This window comes from Kocuria sp. KH4, assembly GCF_053711175.1.
This window is the reverse complement of sequence record NZ_JBSJYX010000002.1, coordinates 64,955-83,066: the sequence shown is the minus strand read 5'-3', so window position 1 is coordinate 83,066 and position 18,112 is coordinate 64,955. Positions and strand designations below refer to the sequence as shown.

The window sequence follows — 18,112 nt, the reverse complement described above, 5'->3', positions numbered from 1 at the left end:
GGTGCCCGGGGCTCACACGGGATTTTCGGGGGCGTCGTGGTGAATTGGAAGCAAGAGCATGCTGCGCAGTGGATGTGCAATCAGGACGTCACCGCCAGAGAAGCCCGGAAAAGGTGAATCGAGAGGCCGGTATCCGCCCCCAGGCAGGACGCTCAGCGTTGGTTCGTGGCCCATCCTCGGCGTGACGCGAACCTTCACGGAGTTCAGCGCAATGGGATGCCAGACCGGTGCGCCTTGGCGTCATCATGCACCCTCGTTGTGGGCGCGCAAAAGTATCAGTCCGCGCCAGATTAATCGGCTAGTGGCCCGCGTCACACCTCCGTAGCGTGGAGGGCATCGCGCACCGGCTGCCCGCTCTTCTGCTCGCCAGGTGCCTTCCACCTGGTGTCCACGAAGGAGTGCCCGCATGTTCGGCATGCCCCGCCGCCTGCTCTTCGGCTATCTCGCCCTCGCCGTCTTCATGACCGGTGATGGTTTTGAGCTCACGTTCCTGTCCCGCTTCCTCGTCGAGAGCGGCTTCACGCCCACCCAGGCCGGTCTCGTCTTCACGGTCTACGGCCTGGTGGTCGCCGTCTCGGCGTGGACCACCGGCGTGCTCGCCGAGGTCGTCGGCGCCAAGCGCCTCATGGTCCTCGGCGGCGTCCTCTGGATGGTCCTGCACGTCCTGTTCCTCACCGTGGGGCTGCAGAGCGTGCTCGGCACCATCCTGATCTACAGCCTGCGCGGGGTCGCCTACCCGCTGTTCATGTACTCCTTCGTGGTGCTCATCGCGCAGTCGGTGCACCCCAGCCGCCTGGCCTCGGCCATGGGCTGGTTCTGGGCGTCCTTCTCCTTGGGCATCGGCGTGATGGGCGCCTACGTGCCCAGTCTGCTGGTCCCGGTCATCGGCGAGTACGCCACCCTGTGGGCGTCCCTGCCCTTCGTGGCGGCCGGCACCCTGATGTGCGCGGTCCTGGTGCCCGGCGCCCCGCCCGAGACCGACCTCTCGCAGAAGCTGCACGGCGCGGAGCGCACCCGCGAGCTGCTGCGCGGCGTGACCATCCTGGTGGAGAACCGGCAGATCGCCCTCTCCGTGGTCATCCGGGTGCTGTGCAACCTCACGCTCTACGCGTTCCCGATGATGATGCCGCTGTACCTGACCACCGGCGAGATCGGCGGCGCGGCCTGGTTCTCCCTGCCCGAGTGGATGATGCTGTGGGCGATCATGAACACCATCACCATCGGCACCAACATCGTCTGGGGCCGGCTCGGGGACCGCTACGGCTGGATGCGGCAGATGCGCTGGTTCGGCTTCGGCGGCATGGCCCTCGCGGTCCTGGCCTTCGCCTACGTCCCGGTGTGGTTCGGCCCCAGCTTCCCGCTGATGGTCGGCGCCGCCGTGCTCTTCGCCCTGTCGGTGACCGCGTTCGTCCCGATGGGCGCGATCTTCCCGGCCCTGGCCCCCGAGCACCGCGGCGCGGCGATCTCCGCGCACAACCTCGCCTCCGGGCTGACCACGTTCCTCGGCCCCGGCATCGCCACCCTGCTGCTGCCCGTCCTCGGCCCGGTGGGCGTGTGCTGGGTCTTCGCGGGCCTGATGCTCCTCGGCACCGTCACCACCTTCTTCATCCACCCGCCCCAGCCCGGCATCACCACCGCGACCGGCCGGATGCTGCCGCGCCGCGAGCGCCTTGCCGTCGCCGCCTGAGGAGACCTGAGACCATGAACCCCACGACACGCACCACCACGAGCCCTGCGAGCACCGCACCGAAGACCTCGAACACCCAGGAGAGCCCCATGGACGCCGTCGTCCTCGAACGCCAGCACGAGATCCAGGTCCGCCCCGTTCCCGGCCTGCGCCCGGTGGGCCCCGGCGAGGTGCGCATCGGCGTGCACACCGTGGGCATCTGCGGCAGCGACGTCCACTACTTCACGCACGGGCGGATCGGGCCCTACGTCGTCGAGGCCCCGATGGTCCTCGGCCACGAGGCCTCCGGCACGGTGCTGGAGGTGGGGGAGGGCGTGGACCACCTGGCCGTGGGGGACCGGGTCTGCATGGAGCCGGGCATCCCCAACCCGCGCTCACGGGCCGCGCGGCTGGGCATGTACAACGTGGACCCGGACGTGCAGTTCTGGGCCACGCCCCCGGTGGACGGCTGCCTGCAGCCGGAGATCATCCACCCCGCCGACTTCACCTACAAGCTTCCCGAGCAGCTCTCCCTGGAGGAGGGCGCCCTGATCGAGCCCTTCGCCGTGGCGGTGCACGCGGTGACCAAGGCCGGCCTGGCGCCGGGCGACGTCGTCGTGGTGGTGGGCGCCGGCACCATCGGCGTGCTCACCGCCATCGCGGCCGCCGCGAGCGGGGCGTCCCGGGTGTACATCTCGGACGTGGCGCCGGAGAAGTTCGCCAAGATCGAGGCGTATCCGACCATCCACCCCGTGGACGTCTCCCGCCAGGACCTCGGCGAGGTGGTGCGCGAGGCCACCGGCGGCTGGGGCGCGGACGTGGTCTTCGAGGCCAGCGGCAGCCCGCACGTCTTCGGCAACCTGTGGGGAATTCCCGCGCCCGGCGGGACCGTGGTCCTGGTCGGCATCCCGGTGGACCCGGTGCCGCTGGACGTCGCCGCGGCCCAGGCCCGGGAGCTGCGGATCGAGACCGTGTTCCGCTACGCCAACTCCTATCAGCGGGCCATCGAGCTCGCCGCGTCCCCGGCGGTGGACCTGGGCGCCCTGATCAGCGCCACGTATCCGTTCGCCGACGCCGTGGCCGCGTTCGAGCGCGGCGCCGAGGGCCGGCCCACCGACACGAAGATCCAGATCCGGGTGGCCGGGGCCTGACCGTGGCTGCCGCCGCACGGAGCACGACGCCGGAGGACGCCGCCTCCCCGGTCCGGGAGCTGGTGATCCCGGACCCGTCGAGCTCCGTGCGGTGGCACGAGCACGACTGGCCCCACCCCCTGGCCCGCTGGCACTACCACCCCGAGGTGGAGGTGCACCTGATCCGGGAGTCCTCCGGGACGGTCATGGCCGGCGACTACGCCGGGCCCTTCGGCCCCGGCCACCTCAGCATCATGGGCTCCTTCCTGCCGCACAACTGGATCTCCCACCGCGACGACGACGCCGTGGTCCGCCACCGGGACGCCGTGCTCCAGTTCGACCAGGAGCGGTTCTTCGCCGCCGCCGGGACGCTGCCGGAGCTCGAGGCCCTCCGGCCGCTGCTGGAGGTCGCGGCCCGGGGGATCGAGTTCACCGGCCGGACCGCGCTCGCCGGTGCGGCGGCGCTGGAGGCGGTGCACGGGACGTTCGGACTCCGCCGGCTGGCCGCCGTGGCGGAGCTGCTGGGCGTCCTCGCCGAGTCCCCGGAGGCCGACCGCCGCTACCTGGACAGCCACGGCGGCTCCTACCGCCTGGACGCCGCCGAGGCCGAGATCTTCAACCGGGCGCTGGGCCACATCACCGAGCACCTGGACCGGCGGATGCTCGTGCCGGAGGTGGCCGAGGCCGTGGGGCTGAGCCGGGACGCGTTCTCCCGGCTGTTCGCCCGGGCCACCGGCGTGGGCTTCAACCGCACGGTCACCCGGATGCGCCTCACCGAGGCCTGCCGGTTGCTGCGCGGCACCGACTTGCCGGTCTCGGACATCTGCTACCGGGTGGGCTTCACCAACCTGTCCAACTTCAACCGGCACTTCCGCGCCACCACCGGCACCACCCCGTCCCGGTACCGGCGGCTCGACGAGGTCTGAGCGCGGCCGGCCCGGTGCGCCGTGACCGACCCGCCGGTGCGAGGATGGTCGGCATGCACAGGCGTCCGCGGAACCCGGCCCGCTCGAACGACCGGCCGGGCCCGCGCCGGCTGCCCCGGCGGCTCGTGCAGCTCTACGCCGGGCTGGTGCTCTACGGCATCACCATGGCGCTGTTCGTCCGGGCGGAGCTCGGCGTCATCCCGTGGGACGTGCTGCACCAGGGGCTCTCCCGGCAGTTCGGGGTGAGCATGGGCACGGTCGTCGTCGTGGTCAGCGTGCTGCTGCTCCTGCTGTGGATCCCGCTGCGCGAGCGTCCCGGCATCGGCACCCTCAGCAACGCGGTGGTGGTCGGGCTGGTGCTCGACGCGACCCTCGCGGTGCTGCCCCCGGTCGGGTCGCTGCCGCTGCGGGTGCTGCTCGTGCTCGCCGGGGTGCTCCTCAACGCCGTGGCGACCGCCGCCTACATCGGCGTGCACCTGGGTCCCGGCCCGCGGGACGGGCTGATGACCGGCCTGGTGCGGCGCACCGGCGCGTCCGTGCGGATCGTGCGCACCTCGATCGAGGTGCTCGTGGTGGTCGCCGGGTGGCTGCTCGGCGGCACCGTGGGTGTGGCCACGGTGCTCTACGCGCTGGCCATCGGCCCGCTGGCCCAGGTCCTGATGCCCCGGTTGAGCGTGCAACTGCACCGCTGACGTCGCCGCCCGGGACCCGGGACCTGAGCCCGCTGCCGGTGCCGTGGTCCTGGGGGCGGAGCCGCCGTGCGGAACGGATGCGCCCCAGGGGGTGGTGGGAGACCGCCGCGGGGCACAGAATGGCCCTGTCGCCGGGGAACCGTCCCGGCCGCGCCTCGTCCGTGGGGGAACGGAGACGCACCATGCATTCAGGAACTCGATCGCGCACGCGCCGGGGGCGCCTCGCGGCGGCCGTCGCAGCACTGCTGCTCCTCGCCGGGGGCGGCGCCGGCACGGCTCCCGCGGCGCCGGTCGCCGCCGCGGTGACCACCGATCCGGCGGTCACCCGCCTGCAGGCGGATCTGGAGGTCCTGGCCGCGCAGGTGCCGGGGGAGCTGGGGCTCGTGCTCCTGGATCCGGCCGGCGCGGAGGTGGTGACCCGCCACCCGGACCGCTCCTTCACCAGCGCCAGCCTGTACAAGCTCTTCCTGGCCCATGCGGTCCTCGACCGGGTGGACCGGGGGGTGATCGCCCTGACCGACACCGTGCCGGGCACGACCCTCACCGTCCGGGAGGCCGTGGAGCGGATGATCACCTGGTCGGACAACGTCTCCGGGGCGGCCCTCGGGCGGTGGCTCGGCTGGCACGAGGTCCAGGCGTTCGCCCAGGGGCAGGGCTTCGAGTCCACGACCTACGACCCGGACACCGGGGAGGCGGGGACCGTGGCCATGACCACCACACCGGACGACGTCGCCGACCTCCTCGACCGGCTGCGGGGAGGCGAGCTCCTCGCCGGGCCGTCGACCACCCTGCTCCTCGGCTTCCTCGCGGCCCAGCAGCTGGACTACGCCCTGTCCACGGGACTGTCCCCGGACGTGGCGTTCGCGCACAAGACCGGCCTGCTCCTCCACGTCTCGCACGACGCCGGACTCGTCCGGCTGAACGGGCAGGAGTACGTGGTGGCCGTGCTGACCGACGGCTGGTCCGGCTACGACGACGCCAGGCCCTGGTTCCGGAGTGCGGGACAGGCGATCGACGCCTACCTGCACGCGGCCACGGCGGCCTGACCTCCGGAGAGCTCGCTCCGCATCGGTGACCGCCTCGCGGTCGGAACGGGTCAGCGGGCACGACGCTCGACGACGGGAGGCGGTCCGTAGCCGATCACGGCGTCCCGCAGGCACCGCGGCGCGCCGTGCTCGGGCTGGTGGATCCGCGCGGGGCCGCCGGCAGCCACCCAGCGGTGCAGGGCCTCCGCGCGGTCCGCGTCCTCGAGCCCGCTCAGCCACACGGTGGGGCCGACCTGGCCGCTGGGCCCGTCGCGCCGGGCGACGGCGACCAGCGAGGCCATCTCGCACCGGCCCATGCACGGCGACGAGATCAGCACGGCTCCCGCCGTGCCCTGCACCACCTCCCGGAGGCGCTCCACCTGATCGGCCGTCCCGGTCAGCCGGCGCAGGCCCGCGCACCGGTGACCTCGGCATACAGCCACCAGCGGGCCGCCGGCATCAGCCGGCGACTCGTGCCTCGGCGGCTTCCGGGGGCGGGGCGTGCGGCGTGTCATGGGTGGCTCCTTCCGAGGCCGTGGCGTCCGGTGCTCAGCCGGCGGGCGCCCGTCGTCATGCTCCGGCCGACGGGCGCCCTGTCAGCGGCGCGGCGGCTCAGTGCTCGTGGCCCTCGTGCGTGTCACCGTCGTGGTCGTGGCCCTCGTGCGTGTCACCGTCGTGGTCGTGGCCCTCGTGCGTGTCACCGTCGTGGTCGTGGCCCTCGTGCCCGGCTCCGGTCGCGGCGGGGGACTCGGGCTCACCGTCGACCACGGCGATCTCGGTGGGGGTCTCCGGCAGGTCGAAGCTGTCCACCACGGTGCCGGCGGCGATGTCCACCACGTGCAGCTTCTGCGCCGCGGCGTCGGTGACGTAGGCGCGGTCCCCGGCGACCTTGACGGCCGGGCCGGGCTCCTGCCACTCCTCGGGCTCCTCCCACGGTTCGACGACGGCGACCTCGTGCAGCACCTCACCGGTCTCCTCGTCGAGGATGTTCAGCTGCCCGTCGTAGGTCAGCACCATGGCCTCGCCCTCGGGCCCGCGGGCCAGGGAGCGGAACCAGTAGGCCGAGCCGAGGTCGACCGTGCGGATCTCATCCGTGCGGGTGTCGATCAGCCCGATCCTCGTGGGGCGCTCCTGCTCGGCGTCGGGGTCGGTCTTGTAGTCGGCCAGCACGATCGGGGACTCGTGGGAGCCGAACTGGTTGCCCGAGCGCTGGTAGTCCTCCTGGACGGCGACCTTGTGGAAGGCGCCGTCGCGGTAGACCACGGGCCCGTTCTCGCAGCCCAGGGAGATCACGTCGCCCTGCCCGGTCGGAGCGGCCGCGGCCTCCCCGTGCACGCCGGGGCAGTCGGTGGTCTCGGCCACGACCTCGCCCTCGGGGGTCACCACCTGGACGGTGTCGCGGCTCTCCTCGGTGCCCTGGGTGAGCAGCAGGTTCCCGTCCGTCAGCGGCACGGCCACCCCGTGGTGGGCCGCCTCGGTGGCGTGGCGCTCCACCTCGCCGTCCTCCACGACCCCGTCGGAGAAGGCGGCGGAGTCCAGGACCTGGATGTCCCCGGTGCCGTCCGCGAACAGCGCGGTCCTCCCCTCGTGCACCACCACGTGCGCGGCCTCGGGGGCCTCCAGGGCGGTGCCGGTCAGGGCGGGGGCCTGCTCGTAGTAGTGGGAGTGGCCGCCGTGGGCCTGGTCGATCAGGCCGGTGTCGAAGAGCCGGAAGGCGTCGCCGTCGCTGACCAGCACGTGCCGGCCGTCCCCGGCGTTGTTCAGCCGCAGGAAGCCCTCGTGCTCGGCGGTCCCGAGGACCTCCCCGGACTCGGTGTCGAGGGTCATCAGGCCGCCGTCGTAGGTGAGCACCGCCCGCGGGGTGAGGGAGGCGACCTCCTGGCGCGAGTCCGGCCCGTCGGAGGCGGACGGTGACGCCGGAGACGTCGCAGAGGTCGTGGCGGCTGCGGACGTGTCGGCCGCGGGCTCGGTCTCCGCCGTTCCGGGAGAGCAGGCCGACAGCGCCAGTGCGGCCACGACGAGCCCGGAGTAGGTCAGGGTGCGAGAAGAAGTGTGCATGCTCGAACCCTAGATGATAATAAGAATCGTTCTCAAGTCTCGCGGCCGCGTTGCGTCGCGGTTCGGGGGTGGTCGAGTTTTGACAATGATTCTCACTTTAGATGAGACTCGTTCTCATGAATATGCCTCGTGTCGTGCTGTCCTCGTCCGCCCTCCTGTCGGTCGCCGCCCTCTCCGCGTGCTCCGGTGCCGCCTCGGAGCCGACGTCCTCCGCTGAGGCCGGGTCAGGAGGAGGGTTGTCGGTGGCGGCGTCCTTCTATCCCCTGCAGTACGTCAGCGAACGCGTCGGCGGGGACCTGGTGGCCGTCGACTCGCTGACCCCGGCCGGGGCCGACGCGCACGACGTGGAGCTGTCCCCCGCGGCGGTGGCCGGACTCCGCGAGGCCGACGTGGTGGTCTATCTGTCGGGGTTCCAGGCCGCGGTGGACGACGCGGTGGACCAGGCGGCTCCCGAGCACGTGCTCGATGCGGCCGGACCCGCCGACCTGATGGCCGCGCCCCAGCACGACCACGCGCACGACGGGCACGGCCACGACCACAGTCATGACCACGGTCATGACCACGGGGAGGAGGGCCACGACCACGGCCACGAGGGCCATGACCACGACCACGGTGGGGTGGACCCGCACTTCTGGCTGGATCCGCAGCGGCTGGCCGCGGTGGCCGAGGAGCTCGCCCACGAGTTCGGCGAGGCCGATCCCGACAACGCCGACGCCTATGACGCCAACGCGGCCGCACTGGCCGGGGAGCTGAACGACCTCGACGAGCAGTTCCGCACCGGACTGGCGTCCTGCGAGCAGGACACCGTCGTGGCCGGCCACGAGGCCTACGGGTACCTGGCCGAGAAGTACGGGCTGGAGCAGTTCGGCATCGCCGGCCTGGATCCGGAGGCCGAGCCCTCCCCGGCGCGGATGGCCGAGGTCGGGAACGTCATCCAGGGGCAGGGGGTGACCACGGTGTTCACCGAGTCGCAGCTGAACCCCAAGGTCGCCCGGACGCTGGCCGAGGACCACGGCATCGACAGTGCGGTGCTGGACCCGGTGGAGTCGCAGGTGGACGCGGACCAGGACTACCAGCAGGTCATGCGCAACAACCTCGAGGCCCTCCGTGCCGGACTCGGCTGCTGATCCGTTGCCCGGCCCGGGGGGTCGGTCTCCGCGCCGCGCCCGCAGACCACCTGGCGGTCACGGCCCGTGCCTGGACGTGACGAAAGGGCGCCCGACGGGACCGCCGCGGAGGCAGCGGGTGGAGCAGCCGGGCGGACCGCTGCCGCGCCGGCGGCGCGAGGGGGCGCATCGGTCCTCCGCGTCCGTGGTGCCGGGTTGTGTCCGAGGGGCTGTGCGGCACGAGCACTCCGTGCCGGCCAGGATCTCGGTGCTCGTCCGGATCGAGCTCGACGGGAGCCGGGTCGACGTCCTCGTCGCCGGTCGCCTGACCGGGGTCAACCAACAGGGCCTGCGCCCGGTCGTCCGCCGGGCGCTTGCGCTGACTCCGGGGACGGCCGTCACCGTGGACCTGACCGCCGCCCACGTGGAGGACGGTGCCGTGGAGGTCCTGCTGCAGGGCCTGGGTGCGCCTGCGACATGCGCCGTGCACGTCCTGCTCCCGCCCCCGGTCGCCGGTGCCGCGCCGCGGTGAGGCCGGGGCGGCGGCGCTCGGCGTTCCGGAGCGTGCCGATCCACCCCGGTGCGCCCCGGCACGCTCCGCGCGGCGGCCCCAGCGCCCGTCGGTCGGGAGCACCGCGTTTTGTGTTCTGAGAATGATACTCATTACGATGAAGAGTCGTTGGTGAGTCCGATCCGAGGAGAGACCGTGCGCAGTGCCGCCCGCGTGGAGGTGAGGGGCCTCGAGGTCTCGGTGCCCGGACAGTCGTTGCTGCACCGCGTGGACCTCCAGGTGGAGCCCGGACAACGGGTGGCCCTGCTCGGGGCCTCGGGCTCGGGGAAGTCCCTCACGGTGCTGGCGCTGCTGGGACTGCTGGGGCCTCAGTTCGACGTGCGGGGTGCCCTGCGGGTCGACGGCCGTGAGCTGCCCTGGCGCCAGGCGCCGGGGCGGCGCCCGGGGATGGCCGCGGTCTTCCAGGACTCCCAGGCCGCACTCAACCCCGTCGTGCGTCTGGACCGGCAGCTCCTGCCCGCCGTGGCCCGACGGCGCCGGATCGGGACGGCGGAGGCCGGCCGGACCGTGGCCGAGCTGCTCCGCGAGGTCGGCTTCGAGGACCCGGAGCGGATCCTGCGCACCCACCCCTCCCAGTTGTCCGGCGGGCAGCGACAGCGCGTGTGCCTGGCCCTGGCGATGGCCGCGACCCCGGACCTGCTGGTGGCCGACGAACCCACCACGGCCCTGGACATGATCAGTCAGCGCCAGGTGGTCGAGGCGCTGCGCCGCTGCACGGGCCCGGGGCGCAGCGCGCTGCTGTTCATCACCCACGACCTGGCGGTCGCCGCCGACCTCTGCGACGACGTCGTGGTGCTCGACCGGGGGCGGGTCGTCGAGGCCGGTCCGATGCAGCAGGTGCTCCGGTCGCCGCGGGCGGCGTTCACCGCGGCCCTGGTCGCGGCCGCCCGCGCCGGTCTCCGGCCCGCTGCGGCGCCGGCGGGCCCGGACGCCCGCGCCGGCCTCGGGTCCGTCACCGCACCGCTGGGCGCGGCCTCGTGACCCGGCCGGCAGGGCCGACGACGCTGCGCGGCACCGGACTGACCCGGACCTACCGGACCCGCTCCGGGGAGGTGACCGCGGTGCGCGGGGTCGACCTCGAGGTGCGCGAGGGTGAGGCGCTGGGCGTGGTGGGGCCTTCCGGATCGGGCAAGTCCACGCTGCTGTCCCTGCTGCTGGCCGTGGAGCGCCCCGATCAGGGTGAGGTCCTCTTCGACGACATGCCCCTGACCGGCCGGCAGCGGATCCGGCGGGCCCGGCAGGCCGTGCAGTACGTTCCGCAGGACCCGGCCTCCAGCCTGGACCCGCGGCGCAGCGTCGAGCGCCAGCTGCTGGAGCCGCTGCGGCGCTTCCGCGTCCCGGGCGACCACCCGCACCTGGTCCGGGACGCCCTGGAGCAGGTCGGGCTCGGCGCCGAGCACCTGGGCCGGCGGGCCCACGAGCTCTCCGGCGGCCAGGCCCAGCGCGTGGCCATCGCCCGGGCCCTGGTGACCCGCCCCCGCATCCTCCTGGCCGACGAGGCGGTCAGCGGCCTCGACCTGCCGCTGCGCAACCAGGTGCTGGATCTGCTGCAGGACCAGCACGTGCGCGGGGGTCTGGGGCTGCTGTTCATCTCCCACGACCTCACCGCGGTCCGTTCCCTGTGCGAGCGCGCCCTGGTGCTCGACCGCGGGCAGGTGGTGGAGGAGGGGCCGGCTGACCGGCTCCTCGAGAGCCCCCGCCATCCGACGACCCGGCAGCTGGTGGACGCCGTTCCGCGCCTGCCCGCCTGAGACCCGCACCCTGCCGTCCCCCGGCACCTCGCGACACCCCGTCGATCCTGCTCGCCCTGCTCTCCGCGGGCGCCCACCGCTCGCCGGGCCCCGAGGTCCGGCGTCCCCGCACCACCTCGCCGTCCCCGATCCACCCGACCGTCCACCCGACCATCCGTCGTCCAGCACACCGAAAGAGCCCGCTGATGCCCTCTCGCCCCTCCGTCCTCCTCCGCCCTTCCGCCCGCCGGACCACCGGCCTCGGCCTGGCCGGGGTCAGCCTGTTGCTGCTCACCGGCTGCTTCTCCGAGGGCTCCGGCGCCCCCTCCGCCGAGGGCTCCGGCGACACCACCGACGCCCGCGTGGAGCTGGCCATGCTCCAGCCGCCGCGCTCGGGGCTGTCCCCGCTCAGCGATGACGCCTTCAAGCTCTCCCGCTGGTCCACCGCCGAGACCCTGGTCCGGCTGGACGAGGCCGGGGACGCCCAGCCCATGCTGGCCACCGCGTGGGAGCAGGTCGACGACACCACCTGGTCCTTCACGATCCGGGACGGGGTCACCTTCCACGACGGCACGGAGCTCACCGCCGAGAACGTCGCCGCCTCCCTGGACCGGGCCGTGACGGCCGAGCCGGCCCCGCGCATCCTCGACGGGGTCGAGATGACCGTGGCGGCCGAGGGCGACACCGTGCGGGTCACCACCGCCGAGACCGACCCGCTGGTCCCGCAGCGGCTGTCCAGCCCGCAGCTGTCGGTCCTCGCCCCGGCCGCCTACGAGGGCACCGCGGTGGACCCGGTCGGCCACGGCACCGGGCCGTTCGAGCTCACCGCGGTCGACGGCACCTCCGGCGCCACCCTGGAGCGCTACGAGGACCACTGGGACGGCGCCGCGGCCGCCGCCGGCATCGACGTGTCCTTCGTGCCCGACGGCACGGCCCGGGCCGCCGCGCTGCGGACCGGTGAGGCCGACGTCGTCGAGGCCGTGCCGGTGGGCCAGGCCGCCCAGGTCGAGGAGGACCTCCTGGCGGAGGTGCCGATGCCGCGCACCAACACCCTGTACCTGAACACCCAGGACGGCCCGTTCGCCGACCCCGCCCTGCGGGCGGCGGCGCGGGAGGCCCTCGACCCGCAGGGCATCGTGGACGGGGTCTACGAGGGCCGCGCCGACGTGGCCGCCGGCCTGCTCGGACCCGCCATCCCCTACGCGGCGGAGCAGCGGAACACCGACGCCTACCGTGAGCTGCTGGCCGGCCGCGCCGAGGCCGGGGACCCCGCGGGGCGGAAGATCACCATCGGCACCTTCACCGACCGCGCCGAGCTGCCCGAGGTCGCCGTGCAGCTCCAGCAGCAGCTGGAGAAGGCGGGCTTCGAGGTGGAGCTCGACGTCCGGGAGTACCAGTACATCGAGGCCGACGCCCTCGAGGGCGCGTTCGACGCCTTCATCCTCTCCCGGGCCACCGTGCTGGACTCCGGGGACCCGGTGGCCTACATGGTCAGCGACTTCGGCTGCGACGGATCCTTCAACATCTCCCAGTTCTGCTCCGAGGCCGTCGACGCCGCCCTCGACAAGGCCGGGAAGGCCGCTCCCGGCGAGGAGCGCCGGACGGCGATCATGGAGGCGGAGGCCGCGGTCCTCGCCGAGGACGCCGCGGTCCCGATGCTCCACGAGCGCGTCATCCAGGGCGAGCAGGACGGTGTGGAGGGCGCGGCCCGTGACCCCCGCGAGCGCGAGCTGATCACCGCCGAGACCACCGTCGCCGAGTGAGGTTCCGTGTGCCGAGCCGGTCGGGGGCCGCGGCTCTGATCTCGCGGGCCCTGGCCTTCGCCGCCGTGGTCGTGCTGATCGGGGCCCTGCCGTGGCTGTCGGGCAATTCCCCGGAGTACACCGTGCTGCGCGCCCGCTACGCGGACCGGCCGGCCACCCCGGAGGTGCTGGCCCAGATCCGGACCGAGCTGGGCCTGGACGGAGGCCCGGTGGCCGTCTTCGCCGACTGGGCCTCCGGCGTCCTCACCGGGGACTTCGGGACCTCCTGGATCAGCGGCCGCCCGGTCCTGCCCGGTGTCCTGGACGCCCTCGGTGTCTCCCTGACCCTGATGGGCGCCGCCCTGACCGTCGCCCTGGTCGTGGCCGCCCTGACCTGCCTGCCCACCGTCCGCGCCGGGCTGGCCGGGCGCCCCGCCCGCGGGGCCGGGGCGGCGGCCGCCGCGCTGACCGCGCTGCCGGAGTTCCTGCTCGCGGCCGTCCTGCTGATCGTGGTCGCGGTGTGGGCGGGCTGGCTTCCGCCCTACGGGTGGCGGGGGCCCGAGCACGTGGTGCTCCCGGCCCTGGCCCTCGGTCTGCCCGGCGGCGGACTGATCGGGAGGCTGCTCTCGACCGCGCTGGCCGGGGCGTTCACCGAACGCTGGGTGCACACCTGGGCCGTGGCCGGGCACTCGAGGGCCCGGATCGCTCTCGCGGCCCTGCACCGGGCCCTGCCCGGGGTGATCGGGCAGATCGCCCTCGTCGTCGTCGGGCTCACCGGCGGGGCGGTGCCCGTCGAGGAGGTCTTCGCGATCCCCGGCCTGGGCCGGACCCTGCTCGGGGCCGCCGCGGCCCAGGACATTCCCGCTCTGCAGGCAGGGGTCCTCCTGCTCCTCGTCCTTGCGGCGGCCCTCGGGGCCCTGGCCGCCCTGATCCGCCGATCCCTGCTCGGCCCGGCCGCCCGCTCCGGGGACCTGCCCGTCCCCGGCCCGCCGCCGGCCCCGCGCCGGTGGTGGTGGGTGGTGCCGGCGGTCTCCGGCGGGGCGCTGCTCGCCCTGATCGTGGCCGGGCTGTTCCGGGACCCCTACACCTCCGCCCACGCCCGGCTCGAGGCGCCCTCCTGGGCGCTGCCGCTGGGGGCGGACGCCGCCGGGCGGGACGTGCTGGCCCGGGTGGGCCACGGTGCGCTGGACACCCTGGGCCTGGCCCTGCTCGTGGTCGCCGCGTGCCTGCTCATCGGGCTGGTCGTCGGGATGGCGGGGGCGTGGTCCACCGGTCCGGTGGAGGTCACCAATGCGGCGCCCCCGATCATCGCCGGCATCCTCGTCGTCGCGGTGGCCGGCCCCTCGGCGGCCGGGGCGGCCGTGGCCGTCACACTGGTGAGCTGGGCGCCACTGGCCGCCCACACCGCCGCCCTGGTGGCCGAGATCTCGGCCCGCCCCTACGTGCGGGTGCTGCCCCTGCTGGGCGCGGGCCGCGCTCGCATCCTGACCGGCACGGTCCTGCCCGCCCTGCTGCCCGAGGTGGCCCGGCACGCCGTCCTGCGCCTGCCCGGCACCGCCCTGGCCATCGCCGCGCTCGGCTTCCTGGGCCTGGGACAGCAGCCGCCGGCCCCGGAGTGGGGGCTGCTGCTGTCCGAAGGGATCGGCTACGTCGAGCGCGCCCCGTGGACCGTGCTCGGCCCCGCCGGAGCTCTGGTGCTGGCCTCCGTGCTGGCCGTCGCCCTCTCCAGCGCCGAGGGGTCACGGCGGGTCTCCCGCCCCGGGTTGGGGCATCCTGCCGCGGTCCCTGTTCCTGCGCCCGGCACGGATCCGGCAGCGCCGGCCGTGCCGGTGGAGCCGGTGCGGGGCTGAGCCCGCCACCACGACGACGAACGGCCGCCGCCGTACCTCGGTCGGGCGGCGGCCGTTCGTCGTCGTGAGGTCCCGGGCTCAGCCCTGACGCGCCTTCATCCGCGGGTTCTTCTTGTTGATCACGAAGGTGCGGCCGCGGCGGCGGACCACCTGGGCGCCGGGGACCTTCTTCAGGGCGCGCAGCGAGTTGCGTACTTTCATGTCGTTCCTCCTGGTTGTCGTGCTGGCGGTCGGTGAGGGGAAGCCCGGTGCGGGCCCCTCGATATCAGTTCGGCGAGCTGATGCCGAACGGGTCGCTCAGTCCGGTGATCCCGGACCGCAGCTCCTCCTCCGTGAGCTGGCAGGCGGCCAGCAGCCGGGTCATCTCGGCCGCGTCCAGGTCCGCCCCGGTGGCGGCCAGCACCGTGGCGTGCTCCCCGGGGCCGGCCGGCACCACGTCCGGGCCGAGGCCGTGCAGGTCGAGGCCGTGCGGGTCGCGCGGCTCCACCGGCCACGGGCCGGCGTTCTCGAGCCACACCCGCGGACCGACCCCCTGGACGAGGATGCGGTGCTCCGGGGCGACCGCCAGGCAGACGTGCCCGCGCAGCCAGCAGCAGCCCGCGGCCAGCGCGGCCAGCGCGTGCCGGAAGCGCTCCGGGTGCAGCGGGCGCTCCACCCGGTGCACCACGGTGCTGAACGGTGAGGACGGCGCGCCCCGGGGCGGCTCCAGGCACCCGGAGGCGGCGCGGTGCCGGGCCTCGGCGGGACGGTGCCGCCCCGGGCGGACGTCCCCGCCGTGCTCGACGACGTCCGCGTGCCGGGCCAGCTCTCGCAGCAGCTGGACGCCGCGGGCGCGCTCCTCGGCGCCGACGGGCACCAGCTCGGGATCGGCCAGCAGCACCGTGTCGGCGAAGGCCAGCTCCTCGACCAGGAACTCCCCGCCGGTCCGCTCGTCCCCGTCCACGGCGGTGCAGCCGGCCTGCGCGAGGGTCTGCCCGTCCCAGATCCGGTCCTCCACCGCGGCCGGGGAGCAGGCGAGCACCGCCGACTCCACGGTCGGCGGGCGGTCGAGCAGGTGGTGCAGGGCGCGGGTCGCCGTCGAGGTCGGCACGCCCGGCGGCAGGCCCACGACCACGTGCTCGGCGCCGGCCTCCTGCAGGCCCGCGAGGGCCGGGACGAGGTCGAGGCGAACCGCGCAGCCGGGGCAGCCGTGCTCCAGCGGGGTCGCCTCCCGGTGCGCGGCGAAGCCGGGCCGGAGCGTCCGGCGGACCACCGTGCCGTCGTCGAGCAGGTCCTGCAGCACCACGACGGCGCGGGGCAGGGCCTCCGCGAGGGACGCGCAGGCCCGCTGACGGCTCAGGGCGTCCAGGGAACTGACCATGACGAGGCGCATGTCCGTCACCCTACATAAGAATCATTCTCAAACAAAGACGAGAGCCGGGACGTCGGCGAATTGACCATCGTTCTCATTTTCTTGAGAATGGATCGCATGAAACTGCGATCCGCGCCGGCGGCCCCGGCTCCGGGGAACGACCCGGCGATCCGCACGGAGGGCCTCACCGTGGCGTACGGCGCCACTCCCGTGCTGCGCGGGGTGGACCTGTCCGTCGCCGACGGCGCCGCCGTGGCCCTGATGGGCGGCAACGGCTCCGGCAAGTCGACGCTCCTCAAGGCCCTGCTCGGCATCGTGCCGGTCGCGTCCGGCGAGGCCCGGCTCTTCGGCGCCGACGTCACCGCCCGCCGGAGCGTGCCGTGGCCGAGCATCGGCTACGTCCCCCAGCGGGTCGGCGTCGGCGCCGGGGTGCCGGCCACGGCGCTGGAGGTCGTGTCCGCGGGCCTGACGGGCCACCGGCGGCTGCGCCCGGGCGCCGGCGCCCGGCAGAGGTGCCTCGACGCCCTCGACCAGGTGGGCCTGGCCGACCGGGCGCACGAGAGCGTGGCGATCTTCTCCGGGGGCCAGCAGCAGCGGGTGCTGATCGCCCGGGCGCTGGTGCGGCGCCCGCGGCTGCTGCTGCTCGACGAGCCGCTGTCCGGGGTGGACCAGGTCTCCCGGGAGGCCGTGGCCCGCATCCTGGCGCGGCTGCAGGCCGACGGCACCACGCTGCTCGTCGTGCTGCACGAACTGGGCGAGCTGGCCCCGCTGCTGGACCGCGCCGTGGTGCTGCGTCACGGGCACGTCGTCCACGACGGCAGCCCCCCGCAGCCGGCCCCGGGGCACGACGCCCCCGACCACGAGCACCTGCACCCGCACGGGGACGCGCCCGCCCCCGTGCCCTCCGCCCCCGATCTCCACGGAAAGCCGCAGTGACCATGATCGAGACCCTCAGCGCCATGCTGGCCAGTCCCCTGATGCAGCGCGGGCTGCTGATCGCCGTCCTGGTCGGGGTCTCCGCGCCGGTGATCGGCACCTACCTCGTGCAGCGCCGCCTGGCCCTGCTCGGGGACGGCATCGGCCACGTGGCCCTGACCGGGGTGGCCATGGGCTGGCTGGCCGGCTCCGCGGCCGGGCTCACCCCGCACGACGCCCTGGCCGTGCCCGGGGCGGTGGTCGCGGCCGTCGTGGGCGCGGTGCTCATCGAGGTCATGCGCACCCGCGGGCGCACCAGCGGCGACGTCGCCCTGGCCCTGCTGTTCTACGGCGGCATCGCCGGCGGGGTGCTGCTGATCGGGCTGGCCGGCGGGACGTCGGCCAACCTCACCGGCTACCTCTTCGGCTCCATCGCCACGGTCACGACCCTGGACGTCTGGCTCACCGCCGGGCTGGCCGCGGTGGTCCTCGGCGTGGGGCTCGGGCTGCGTCCGGCCCTGTTCTCCCTGTGCCACGACGAGGAGTTCGCCCTCGCCACCGGCCTGCCCGTCCGGGCGCTGAACATCCTGGTCGCCGTCATGGCCGCCCTGACCGTGTCCGTGTCGATGCGCGTGGTCGGCGTGCTCCTGGTCTCCGCGGTGATGATCGTCCCGGTCGCCGTCGCCCAGCTGCTCGCCCGCTCCTTCGCCGGGACCATGGGCACGGCCATGGCCGTCGGGGCCGCGGTGTGCGTGGCGGGCCTGGCCATCACGTACGTCCAGCCGCTGTCCCCGGGCGCCATGATCGTGGTGCTGTCCATCGGCTGCTACGTGCTCGCCCTGCTCGTCCGCCCCCTGCTGGGTCGGGTGCGGCCCTCCGCCGCGGCGGACACCCACGACGTCGACGACGACCTCCGGCTGCGAGGAGCATGACCATGTCACGGACCACCCGGCAGCGCTCCGCCCTCACGGAGCTGCTCGACCGCACCCCCGAGTTCCGCTCCGCCCAGCAGCTCCACGCCATGCTGGCGGAGCAGGGGGACCCGGTCTCCCTGGCCACCGTCTACCGGAACCTCGGCGCCCTGGCCGAGGCCGGGGAGGTCGACGCTCTCGCCGCCCCGGGCGGAGAGATGCGGTACCGCCGGTGCGCCCGCGCGGAGCACCACCACCACCTGGTGTGCCGCCGCTGCGGGCACACCGTGGAGGTGGCCGAGACGGCGGTGGAGCGGTGGGCCGTCCAGGCCGCCCGACGGCACGGCTTCACCGACGTCTCCCACGCGATCGAGCTGCACGGGGTCTGCGACGCCTGCCGGCGCGCCCCCTGAGCGTCCGCACTGCGGAGGCATTTTGA

18 protein-coding genes are annotated in these 18,112 nt (G+C 74.3%); 14 read left to right on the top strand and 4 right to left on the bottom strand.

All coding sequences use genetic code 11. The annotated features are described in order from the left end of the window. Nucleotides 1-406: 406 nt before the first annotated feature. The 5 genes from ACWCOM_RS02505 to ACWCOM_RS02485 all read left to right on the top strand — a co-directional run bounded on the left by ACWCOM_RS02505 (nucleotide 407) and on the right by ACWCOM_RS02485 (nucleotide 5,460). On the top strand, nucleotides 407-1,687 hold the full coding sequence (locus ACWCOM_RS02505) for an MFS transporter (RefSeq protein WP_454547158.1): 1,281 nt from the start codon (nucleotides 407-409) through the stop codon (nucleotides 1,685-1,687). A gap of 14 nt (nucleotides 1,688-1,701) precedes the next feature. Beyond that, a complete protein-coding gene (locus tag ACWCOM_RS02500) occupies nucleotides 1,702-2,817 on the top strand; it encodes an NAD(P)-dependent alcohol dehydrogenase (protein WP_454547157.1) in 1,116 nt (371 codons plus the stop codon). A gap of 2 nt (nucleotides 2,818-2,819) precedes the next feature. Continuing rightward, nucleotides 2,820-3,722: an AraC family transcriptional regulator gene (locus ACWCOM_RS02495; protein WP_454547156.1), complete on the top strand. Its 903-nt coding sequence runs from the start codon at nucleotides 2,820-2,822 to the stop codon at nucleotides 3,720-3,722. 53 nt (nucleotides 3,723-3,775) lie between these two features. After that, complete coding sequence (yczE, locus tag ACWCOM_RS02490; RefSeq protein ID WP_454547155.1) at nucleotides 3,776-4,414, top strand: membrane protein YczE; 639 nt, start codon at nucleotides 3,776-3,778, stop codon at nucleotides 4,412-4,414. A 182-nt stretch (nucleotides 4,415-4,596) separates the two neighbouring features. Next, nucleotides 4,597-5,460, top strand: a complete 864-nt coding sequence (locus ACWCOM_RS02485; protein WP_454547154.1) for a serine hydrolase — start codon at nucleotides 4,597-4,599, stop codon at nucleotides 5,458-5,460. Between the two features lie 50 nt (nucleotides 5,461-5,510). Here the strand turns inward: ACWCOM_RS02485 and ACWCOM_RS02480 are convergent, their stop codons facing one another. Both ACWCOM_RS02480 and ACWCOM_RS02475 read right to left on the bottom strand, forming a co-directional pair. Beyond that, the gene (locus ACWCOM_RS02480; protein WP_454547153.1) at nucleotides 5,511-5,954 is read right to left on the bottom strand and encodes a hypothetical protein; all 444 of its coding nucleotides are present in this window, start codon (nucleotides 5,952-5,954) and stop codon (nucleotides 5,511-5,513) included. A gap of 97 nt (nucleotides 5,955-6,051) precedes the next feature. Continuing rightward, the gene (locus ACWCOM_RS02475; protein WP_454547152.1) at nucleotides 6,052-7,497 is read right to left on the bottom strand and encodes a hypothetical protein; all 1,446 of its coding nucleotides are present in this window, start codon (nucleotides 7,495-7,497) and stop codon (nucleotides 6,052-6,054) included. 116 nt (nucleotides 7,498-7,613) lie between these two features. Here ACWCOM_RS02475 and ACWCOM_RS02470 point away from each other — a divergent pair, with 116 nt between their 5' ends. The 6 genes from ACWCOM_RS02470 (at nucleotide 7,614) to ACWCOM_RS02445 (ending at nucleotide 14,496) form a co-directional block, all read left to right on the top strand. Then, the gene (locus tag ACWCOM_RS02470; RefSeq protein WP_454547151.1) at nucleotides 7,614-8,624 is read left to right on the top strand and encodes a metal ABC transporter substrate-binding protein; all 1,011 of its coding nucleotides are present in this window, start codon (nucleotides 7,614-7,616) and stop codon (nucleotides 8,622-8,624) included. Nucleotides 8,625-8,835: 211 nt separating this feature from the next. Next, a complete protein-coding gene (locus ACWCOM_RS02465; protein WP_454547150.1) occupies nucleotides 8,836-9,135 on the top strand; it encodes a hypothetical protein in 300 nt (99 codons plus the stop codon). A gap of 174 nt (nucleotides 9,136-9,309) precedes the next feature. Continuing rightward, the gene (locus ACWCOM_RS02460; RefSeq protein ID WP_454547149.1) at nucleotides 9,310-10,155 is read left to right on the top strand and encodes an ATP-binding cassette domain-containing protein; all 846 of its coding nucleotides are present in this window, start codon (nucleotides 9,310-9,312) and stop codon (nucleotides 10,153-10,155) included. After that, on the top strand, nucleotides 10,152-10,925 hold the full coding sequence (locus tag ACWCOM_RS02455; protein WP_454547148.1) for an ABC transporter ATP-binding protein: 774 nt from the start codon (nucleotides 10,152-10,154) through the stop codon (nucleotides 10,923-10,925). Before ACWCOM_RS02460 ends, ACWCOM_RS02455 begins: the two co-directional genes overlap by 4 nt. A gap of 185 nt (nucleotides 10,926-11,110) precedes the next feature. Then, complete coding sequence (locus ACWCOM_RS02450) at nucleotides 11,111-12,667, top strand: ABC transporter substrate-binding protein (protein ID WP_454547147.1); 1,557 nt, start codon at nucleotides 11,111-11,113, stop codon at nucleotides 12,665-12,667. A gap of 8 nt (nucleotides 12,668-12,675) precedes the next feature. After that, nucleotides 12,676-14,496, top strand: coding sequence for an ABC transporter permease subunit (locus ACWCOM_RS02445; RefSeq protein ID WP_454547146.1), 1,821 nt, complete (start codon nucleotides 12,676-12,678; stop codon nucleotides 14,494-14,496). 78 nt (nucleotides 14,497-14,574) lie between these two features. Here the strand turns inward: ACWCOM_RS02445 and ykgO are convergent, their stop codons facing one another. Together ykgO and ACWCOM_RS02435 are read right to left on the bottom strand one after the other, a co-directional pair. Then, nucleotides 14,575-14,697 (bottom strand): type B 50S ribosomal protein L36, encoded by a 123-nt coding sequence (ykgO, locus tag ACWCOM_RS02440; protein ID WP_026544400.1) that lies wholly within the window; start codon nucleotides 14,695-14,697, stop codon nucleotides 14,575-14,577. 64 nt (nucleotides 14,698-14,761) lie between these two features. Then, the gene (locus ACWCOM_RS02435; protein ID WP_454547145.1) at nucleotides 14,762-15,868 is read right to left on the bottom strand and encodes a GTP-binding protein; all 1,107 of its coding nucleotides are present in this window, start codon (nucleotides 15,866-15,868) and stop codon (nucleotides 14,762-14,764) included. Between the two features lie 96 nt (nucleotides 15,869-15,964). Here ACWCOM_RS02435 and ACWCOM_RS02430 point away from each other — a divergent pair, with 96 nt between their 5' ends. Genes ACWCOM_RS02430 through ACWCOM_RS02420 form a run of 3 tightly spaced genes read left to right on the top strand, consistent with a single transcriptional unit; the run spans nucleotide 15,965 to nucleotide 18,086 of the window. After that, entirely contained in the window at nucleotides 15,965-16,783 is an 819-nt protein-coding gene (locus ACWCOM_RS02430) for a metal ABC transporter ATP-binding protein (RefSeq protein ID WP_454547144.1), read from the top strand. Nucleotides 16,784-16,785: 2 nt separating this feature from the next. Next, a complete protein-coding gene (locus tag ACWCOM_RS02425) occupies nucleotides 16,786-17,694 on the top strand; it encodes a metal ABC transporter permease (protein WP_454547315.1) in 909 nt (302 codons plus the stop codon). Nucleotides 17,695-17,696: 2 nt separating this feature from the next. Next, nucleotides 17,697-18,086, top strand: a complete 390-nt coding sequence (locus ACWCOM_RS02420; RefSeq protein WP_454547143.1) for a Fur family transcriptional regulator — start codon at nucleotides 17,697-17,699, stop codon at nucleotides 18,084-18,086. Nucleotides 18,087-18,112: the final 26 nt, after the last annotated feature.